General features: G+C 50.2%; 8 protein-coding genes and 1 pseudogene. 5 read left to right on the top strand and 4 right to left on the bottom strand.

Features of this window, described 5'->3' with window-relative positions:
* Positions 1-337: 337 nt before the first annotated feature.
* Positions 338-1,612 carry an FAD-dependent oxidoreductase gene (locus tag Q0294_RS18155; protein WP_299468271.1) on the top strand — a complete coding sequence of 425 codons (1,275 nt, stop codon included), beginning with the start codon at positions 338-340 and terminating at the stop codon, positions 1,610-1,612.
* A 149-nt stretch (positions 1,613-1,761) separates the two neighbouring features.
* On the top strand, positions 1,762-2,778 hold the full coding sequence (locus Q0294_RS18150) for a prenyltransferase/squalene oxidase repeat-containing protein (protein ID WP_299468269.1): 1,017 nt from the start codon (positions 1,762-1,764) through the stop codon (positions 2,776-2,778).
* Between the two features lie 149 nt (positions 2,779-2,927).
* Here the strand turns inward: Q0294_RS18150 and Q0294_RS18145 are convergent, their stop codons facing one another.
* Positions 2,928-3,299 carry a hypothetical protein gene (locus Q0294_RS18145; protein WP_299468275.1) on the bottom strand — a complete coding sequence of 124 codons (372 nt, stop codon included), beginning with the start codon at positions 3,297-3,299 and terminating at the stop codon, positions 2,928-2,930.
* Here Q0294_RS18145 and Q0294_RS18140 point away from each other — a divergent pair.
* Positions 3,192-3,650: a DUF6159 family protein gene (locus tag Q0294_RS18140; RefSeq protein WP_299468273.1), complete on the top strand. Its 459-nt coding sequence runs from the start codon at positions 3,192-3,194 to the stop codon at positions 3,648-3,650. The genes Q0294_RS18145 and Q0294_RS18140 overlap by 108 nt on opposite strands.
* Positions 3,651-3,659: 9 nt before the next feature.
* Here Q0294_RS18140 and Q0294_RS18135 read toward each other — a convergent pair.
* Positions 3,660-4,790, bottom strand: a pseudogene (locus Q0294_RS18135) (IS701 family transposase); the annotation flags it as partial.
* A 132-nt stretch (positions 4,791-4,922) separates the two neighbouring features.
* On the opposite strand from Q0294_RS18135, the gene Q0294_RS18130 reads away from it, so the two are divergent.
* Positions 4,923-5,288, top strand: coding sequence for a DUF6159 family protein (locus tag Q0294_RS18130; RefSeq protein WP_299468267.1), 366 nt, complete (start codon positions 4,923-4,925; stop codon positions 5,286-5,288).
* Positions 5,289-5,547: 259 nt separating this feature from the next.
* Entirely contained in the window at positions 5,548-6,774 is a 1,227-nt protein-coding gene (locus Q0294_RS18125) for a serine hydrolase domain-containing protein (protein ID WP_299468266.1), read from the top strand.
* Between the two features lie 47 nt (positions 6,775-6,821).
* On the opposite strand, the gene Q0294_RS18120 is transcribed toward Q0294_RS18125, so the two are convergent.
* Both Q0294_RS18120 and Q0294_RS18115 read right to left on the bottom strand, forming a co-directional pair.
* Positions 6,822-7,925 (bottom strand): alpha/beta fold hydrolase, encoded by a 1,104-nt coding sequence (locus Q0294_RS18120; protein WP_299468264.1) that lies wholly within the window; start codon positions 7,923-7,925, stop codon positions 6,822-6,824.
* 63 nt (positions 7,926-7,988) lie between these two features.
* Positions 7,989-8,490, bottom strand: a 502-nt coding sequence (locus Q0294_RS18115) for a NosD domain-containing protein (protein ID WP_299468261.1), incomplete at its 5' end; no start/stop codon positions are given.

Here is an 8,490-nt window from a genome sequence, read left to right as displayed (position 1 = left end):
CTGCATGGGACTTCAGTTGTAAAAACAGGAGAAACGCGATGATTAGTATCATGGGAGTTTTTGGCAGCTTGATGATTCTCTTTGTGATTGTGATATTTTCTCAACGCCATACTAAACGAACGGCAAATCGAGAAAACAAAGGAAATCATCAAGATGAAACTTCATAGCGGGAGCCCGAATAAAATCCCCACTGATTCATTCCCCTGTACAGGGAAACATTTTGGTGAAATTTGAATCATTTTCATCTTGAGGGTTTCACACATCTGACCTAAGCTACTGAATCGCACTCGCGAGATAACCAGTTAATCAATGCCAGCATTACAGGAGGTAAAGGGCCGTGAGTGAGTTTTTTCCGCCACAATCAGGAGAACAGATCACAACCCGCTGCTGTGTTGTCGGCGGTGGTCCCGCAGGTCTCTTTCTGGGTTATCTGCTGGCGCGGGCCGGCGTCGAAGTGATTGTGCTGGAGAAGCATAAAGACTTTCTGAGGGACTTTCGCGGCGATACCATTCACCCTTCTACTTTGCAATTGATGCACGAGCTGGGGTTTCTGGATGAGTTCCTGCAGATTGCGGACAAGCATTTTGATTCTCTCGATTTCAATATCGAAGGCAAACAGATTCCGGGGCCGTACTTCACCCATCTGCCTACCAAATGTAAATTCATCACGTTTGCCCCTCAATGGGACTTTTTAAATCTGCTCGCAAAACATGCCGGCGAATATCCCAACTTCCAGGTTCACATGCAATCCAAGGCAACGAATCTGATCTATAACGGCGATCGCGTTGTCGGCGTTAAAGTGGAGGGCATTAACGGCGAATATGAAATTCACTCAGATCTGGTTGTCGGAGCTGACGGACGGGGTTCGCAGATGCGCATCGACGCGGGTGTCGAAGTGATTGAAAAGGGGATCCCCATTGATGTCCTCTGGTTTCGAGTGGGAAAATCGAGTGAGTTACTTGATCACACGCTGGGACGAATCAAGAATGGCCGTATGCTGATCACGGTTGACCGGGGAGACTATTTCCAATCGGGATTGATCATTCATAAAGGTTCCTTTGACGAAATAAAAGCGGAAGGACTGGAAGCATTTCGCAAGAGAGTTTTAGATATTCTGCCGGACCTCGCGGAGGGTGTTGCGGCAATTGATGACTGGGAAAAAGTTCGCCTGCTCACCATTCAGTTGAATCATATTACCAACTGGGCACAACCGGGGCTCTTGTTTATTGGTGATGCTGCCCATGCAATGTCGCCGGTCGGAGGGGTGGGTGTGAATCTGGCGGTCCAGGATGCGGTCGCGACGGCAAACCTGCTCGCAGATAAACTTTATGCAGGCAATGTGACTATTGATGACTTAAAACAGGTCCAACTTCGCCGTGAGCCACCGGCACTCAGAACACAACGGATGCAGGTTTTCGCTCACCAACGTTTGTTTGGCGGAAAAACCGTTCCCGGAAAACCGGTTTCCATTTCCTGGACGCTGCGAACAATCGCCGGTTTGTTCGCCCCGATTATCAGGAAAAAGGCGGGCAAAATCATCGGCCTCGGCTTCCTGCCCGAGCATATCCAGACTACCAAACGGGCTCCTAAAGAAAGTGTCTCGCTGAAATAGTCGAAGTCATTCCTGCTCGTACATGAAATACTGTGAAAGAATCTGGCTTCTCAATCTGTAGAGTGGTTAGAATGCATGTTGTTTTGAGGCATTGTCGTGTGCCTCAATGAAGTGACATGCATTATCTATCAGCCATGAGAGGGGCACGGATGCGTAACTATAGTTTCTGCACACTGCTGTTTTACGTTACCTGCAACCTGCCCGCTTTGTTGTCTGCAGGCGAACCTGCTCTTGATCCATCAGCAATCAAAGCCGCGATCCAAAGATCGATTCCTCTCATTGAAAACGCATCCGCCGGTTCTGCCCGCGAACGGAAATGTTTCACCTGCCACAACCAGGCACTGGCAGTGTTGGTACTGGATGAAGCAAAGCAGCGTGGCTTTAACATAAATGAAGCCAACTTCCAGTTGCAGGTGGAACATACCGCTGCGCATCTGAAACGGGGACTGGATAATTACCGCGCCGGCAAAGGCCAAGGGGGTGGTCCTGACACTGCCAGCTATGCGCTCTGGACTCTCGAAATAGCGGGACGTAAACCGGATGAAGTCAGCACAGCCGTTACCGGATATCTGCTGGAACGCAACAAAGATCAAGCACACTGGATTCGTAATTCCACCCGCCCCCCTTCCATGTCCAGTGACACGAATACGAACTACTTTGTGATTCGTGCTCTGCAAATCTTTGGCACTGAAGAGCAGCGCCCCCGCATCGAAGCCCGCATCAAACAGGCACGGCAATGGCTGCTTGATTTAAAACCCGATTCCACGGAAGAACGGGTGTTTCAACTGCGATCCCTGCTCTACCTGGATGTGGAAGAATCCGTCACCAGGCAGGCGATCGAAGCATTAATCAAGCTACAAAATGCAGATGGCGGATGGTCTCAACTCCCCACGATGGAAAGCGACGCCTATGCGACCGGCACGGTGCTCGTCGCTCTGCAACGTTCGGAAAAAGTCGCCATGGATCACCCGGCGATCGGACGGGGTATTCAATACCTGCTCAATTCACAACAGCCCGATGGATCCTGGCACGTCGTCAGTCACGCCAAGCCGTTTCAAACCTATTTTGAAACCGGTTATCCGCATGGGAAAGATCAATTTATCTCCGTCACTGCTGGCAGCTGGGCCACCGTGGCGCTGTTATTGTCGCTGCCCAAAACTAAATGAATGCTCCGAAATCTTGTCCCGTTCAATGAATTCTGAGTGAATTCGAAAATCCGATTCGCAATTCCGTTCCTTTCTGCTATAAAACGTGAGTTCCCCGAACCAGACAGGGCAGCCCATACAACATGCGCCCCTGATGATACGAAGACTATTCACAAGGATTGATGACTATGTTTACCCGCATTTCCAATGGATGGGCACTCACCAAACAAAGCTTTCACGTGTTGATGCTGGACAAGGAACTGCTGCTGTTCCCGATCATGAGCGGTTTTTCCTGCCTGCTGGTCCTGGCCAGTTTTGCAGCCCCCCTCTGGAACAGTAAATACGTCAATGTTGTGATGAATGAGCAGCAGTTGCCCCAGGACCCAGTGGCTTACATCATTCTGTTTGCTTTCTACTTTGTAAACTTCTTCGTCATCATCTTTTTCAACTCTGCTTTGATGGCTTGTGCGATTATTCGGCTGAAAGGCGGCAACCCGACGGTCGGCGATGGATTCAGGGCCGCCATGAATCGCCTGCCGCAAATTGCCTGCTGGGCACTGGTGAGCGCTACTGTAGGATTTATTCTGAAGCTGATCGAATCCCGTTCAGAAAAAATAGGGCAAATCGTAGCCGGCCTGCTCGGCATGGCATGGTCCATTACCACCTATTACTACAGCGCCTGTTTACGTTTTCTTAAGCGTCTTCGTAGTTCTTTTCTTCTTCTTTGTTCGTGGCAGTGTTTTGCGATCTGGTTGCGGGCGATTCGCCATTGGCTCCATTCGACGAGCACTGCCGAGGTCCAGCCTCTTGTGTCTAGCAGATGCTTGAGTATGTTGCGGACTTCCGGAACAGTCAGGCCCAGATGTTTTTTTTCCCAGCCGCTGTTTCTGTAAGGTTAAAAACAGCAACGCCAGCATCGACAGGCAGGTGTGATGGTGCCAACCGATCCAGCCGCGCGTTTCGTATTCATCCAGCCCGCATTCGCCTTTACCACTCTGGAAGTTCTTTTCAATGCACCAGCGGCTGCCACCGACTTCCGCTAACTTCTTCAAGGGAATCTCAGCGGGAGCATTGGAGCGTTGATATTTTAATTCAGAATCTTGTCCCACAGAACGGCGAACAAGCAGCCGTTCCCGCCGATCGGTCGGACGCGACTGTTCGGAAAACCAGACTGTGATTTCTGCATATTCGTAGAGGCGTGGTCCCTGACTTCCTTCCGCAACACTCATCCGTTTCCAGGCAGACGCAGGAAGATTCGCCACCACTTCATCTACGCGCCGGGGTTTCTTCAGGGGCTTGGCGTTCTTTGTGGGACGGCCCCCCTGGCGCGTTGTCTGGCCGACGGGCCGCAACTTCGGTTTGGTGGTCCACACCCTGGCATCGCACGATGTCTCCACGACATACCACTTTCCCAACTCCCGAACGGTTTGCACAAATACCGGGCTGGTGCCGTAAATACTGTCGCCACAGACCCATTGAAACGGTACGCCCTCAATAATTGCCTGCTGGATCATTTCGCTGGCCAATTCCGGCTTGCTGCGAAAAATGACGCTGGAGGGAACACCGGCCTGCGCGAGACGCTGCTCATCTACCATCCATTGTTCAGGAAGAAACAGCCGACGATCGATCAGCGTTTCGCCTTGCGAACTGCAATAACTCACAAAGACGCCCACTTGGCAGTTGTCGACGCGACCGAGCGTTCCCGAATATTGCCGGGCTACCCCCACGGACTGTTTGCCCTTCTTGGGGAAACCAGTCTCATCAACGATCAGTAGACCATCATCTTCTCCCAGGGCTGCGCAGACATGTTGCCGAAGTTCTGCAAGTACATCCTGATCGGACCAGACGGCCTGGGCAATGAACTTCTGCAATGTGCGTACTACCCCGCCTTCGATTGTTTCAGCCATGTTCTCAACGTTTCGCCGATCACCGCCAGCGAGCAGTCCCTGCAAGATCGTCATTGCGTGCGCATGATTCTGCACCCGTCCAAAGTTAGGCAGGTAGCGACTCACAAAAGATTCCAACTCCGGCATCAGCGACTCAATCGCTTTCACGTCCATCCTTGAACCTCCCAGCTACAGAAAAACCGGTCAAACGATTGATGTTATACTCCAAAATAACTTAAGCGTAAAAGATCAATCGTTCAGGCGCTGTAGTACTATTTTGTGATCCCCGTGCTGGTTGTGGAACAGAAGAATCCCTTTGAAGCCATGAAACGTTCGGTGGGTATTCTGCGCAAAACCTGGGGAGAGTCTCTCGTCGCGAACTTCGGGATTGGCATGATCGTCTTTCTGATCATGATCCCCATCATCCTGCTCATCGTTGCCGGTGGCTTTATTATTGCATCAGGTAACGCGTTGCTGGGCGGAGTTCTGATCGCAACGGGATTCATTCTCATACTCTTAGTTTCGCTCGTCTCTTCTGCCTTACATTCCATTCTGATCGCAACGATTTATCTGTTCGCCGCAGAAGATAAAGTACCGGAACAGTTTGACCGTGATCTCATCGCACATGCGTTTAGACAAAAATAAAGCAGAAAAAATATGATTACAAAGCTGTTTTATTATTTAGTGAAACCCTGATTTGTGTGCCGCTTCAGCAGTGGATTGTCTGTTAACATACCCGCTGCGCGCACCTGATTTCAGAAAGCAGATCAGGTCAGTCAAGAATCTACTTGATGGCGTATCCCCCTTCACTCTATCATCAGAGAGATCACTCTGTTTGAAAAAGCCACCTGTTATGGAATACGCCATGCTCTGCCGACCATTCCTGTTTCTGGGTCTTATAGTAATGGCAATTCCTGCATCTGCCGACGAGATTCCAGTCACGGGACTCTTTCAGAAAGAACTCTTGTCACTGGACAATTCCATCAAGAAATTTCTGCAGGAACACCATTCTCCCGGAGCTGCCGTCGCCGTCAGTTATCGTGGCAGGCTCGTTTATGCGCGCGGCTTTGGATACGCCGACCTGGAACTGAAACAGCCCGTCCAGCCCGAGAGTCAGTTCCGGATTGCCAGTATTTCTAAACCGATTACCGCCGTCGCAATTATGAAACTGATCGAACAGAAGAAATTAAATCAGGATACAAAAGTCTTTGATATCCTGAACGAATACCAGCCACAGCTTGCGGAACCAGACGTCGATCCACGGCTGAAAGAGATTACGATCCAACAATTGTTGAATCATACCGGAGGCTGGGACCGGAGTGTTTCCTTTGACCCGATGTTCCGTTCTGTGGAGTTCGCGAAGCAACTTGGTAAAACACCTCCCGCAGAAACCGGGGACATCATTCGGATGATGATAAAGCAACCCCTTGATTTTAATCCGGGTGAGCGCTATGCCTATTCAAACTTTGGTTACTGCCTGTTAGGCAGAGTCATCGAAACTGTGACAGGATTACCATATCACGAGTATGTGCAACAGGCGATCTGCACTCCTCTCGGGATGAAGCAAACAGAACCGGGAAAAACGTTGTTGCAATTTCGCAGGAAAAACGAAGTCAAATATTATAGTTTTTCGTCAGGCCCTTCCGTCTTTTCTGATCAAAACCCGGAACAGGTGCCTCAGCCTTATGGTGCGTGGTATCTGGAAGCAATGGACTCGCATGGCGGCTGGCTGGCGTCGGCTCCCGATCTGGTGCGGTTTGCAACCGCGTTCAATAACCGCGAACAATGCCCCATTTTAAAAGCACCTGCGATCGCTCAAATGTTTGAACGCCCTGCCGGGCTTGCCGGCTATGGACAGGACGGAAAACCGAAAGACACGTATTATGCCTGCGGCTGGATGGTCAGGCCCTTTCACAAACAGGGAAGCGAAAACCATTGGCACAACGGCGCACTGCCAGGAACTTCCACGATACTCGTGAGACGTCGCGACCAGATCAACTGGGCAATCCTGTTCAATACGCGATATGGTAACGACAAAAAGAATTTAGCCTCTTTGATTGACGGCCCCATGCACCAGTGGATTAACCAGATCGAACATTGGCCCGAAAAAGATCAGTTCCAACCGGATTAATTCGCAGACGGTTTCAGAATTTCGTATCCAGCATCCTTCGCCCCAAATCATTTCTTCAAATGCTGATCAAAAAACTGATAGGCTGTTTCGCGCGTGGCTGGTGGAAAATCATGTCCCGCTTCAGGATAAACGGCCTGTAAATTGTCTGCTTTGCCAGCCAACTCATAAACGGGCCTGGCAATCTGCAGCACATCTTTCACACCCGACACTTCAAAATTACTGTCACTGATCGGCGAACAGGCAAGAAACGCGCGCGGTGCAAAGCTGGCAACGATTTCGGTAAAATCAAAAGGAACCAGATCCGGGTTATTCTGATATTCGCTGTTGATCAACGGCATATAACGGTCGCTGGTCCAGCCTTTTAATTTACCACCATAATATTTGTGAACACGGGTGAATCCGCAACTGGAAACCAGCGCTTTGATCCGGGGATCAAAGGCGGCGGTAAACATCGTGTTATGCCCTCCCAGCGAATGCCCGACACAACCGATTTTGTCCCCGTTCACATAATCCAGAGACTGCAACAGATCGATCGATCGCATATTATCGTAGATGGCCTTCATCGTCCCGCTACGATATTCCGGGTGTGTTTTGAAGTCGTACGGGTATTCACCAAACGAAGGATAATCGGGAGCCAGAGTCACATATCCGCGCTCTCCCAGTTCGAGTGCATATTTTAAATTGGGCAGACCTTTGATCCCTGCCGGCTCTTCTTTTCCGATCGCAGAGTTCGTCTGATGCAGACACAAAACGGCGGGCGCCGGATGTTGTTTGCTGGCAGAGTGTGGAATAAACAAATAGGCGTGCACCCTCTGCTGAAGATCATCCGTATGATAAGAAATCTTCAACCGTTTCGTGGTGCCAACGACTGTTTCTTCCAGCACTTTCATCTCTAGTGGAACCGGATTTTCAGGTCGAGGCACTTCCCCCATGACGGTCTGCATATTTGCCAGAATATGGTTCCGCCGTATTTTCCAGTCCGCTTCTGTTTTGATCGGCTGTTTCTGGACTTGCTGATCCAGATAATACGAGAGGTCGAGGTGCTCCTGATAGTGAGGAACCCTCTGACGCACTGTCTGTTGTGGTTCAGCTGCCAGCAACCAGGACACTCCCCCCATCAAACAAACGCAGACTCCACAAAATCGCAGCATCGCACATTCGCCTTTTTTTCAGGAAGTATCCGTAAAATCACCGTCTACATTTGCTGCAGAGTACTATTTGGATCCCGCCTGTCCGGGTTCTGGTTTCACAGGCTCTGCCGGCGCGATCAGGTTATTCTTAATCACCGAATCCCTCAGTTTTTCGTGATCCGATTCGACATCGATCAGGAGATTATCACCAAAAATGACATGCGTTGTCGGCTCAATGACCTGCACTGCCTTGGGACGTACCGAAGAAAACAGATTACCGGAAACTGTCACACCGCGTGTTTTATCCAAAGTCAGACCTGCTGCTTTCAGGTCATCCGTGCGGCGTTTGACTTGCCCATGACCAATATAACTGTTCGAAAAATTATTGCCTGTCACAGTAATCCGACCGGATTTCGGGCCAATCTTTAAGGCATCTGCGGCCAGCAGGGTGAATGTATTCGCACTGACTGCACAGCCATGTGCATCATCAAGAATAATCCCACTCCCGTTATGGGCAATCACATTCGCAGACAGCGTGATTCCATAACATTCCTTGTCGAGAACAATCGCCCTGCCCTGGCATTCT

The organism is uncultured Gimesia sp. (assembly GCF_937919775.1).
In the GTDB taxonomy this organism is placed as follows: domain Bacteria; phylum Planctomycetota; class Planctomycetia; order Planctomycetales; family Planctomycetaceae; genus Gimesia.
The sequence above is the reverse complement of the archived record's forward strand: the minus strand, read 5'-3'. Positions and strand labels throughout refer to the sequence as shown.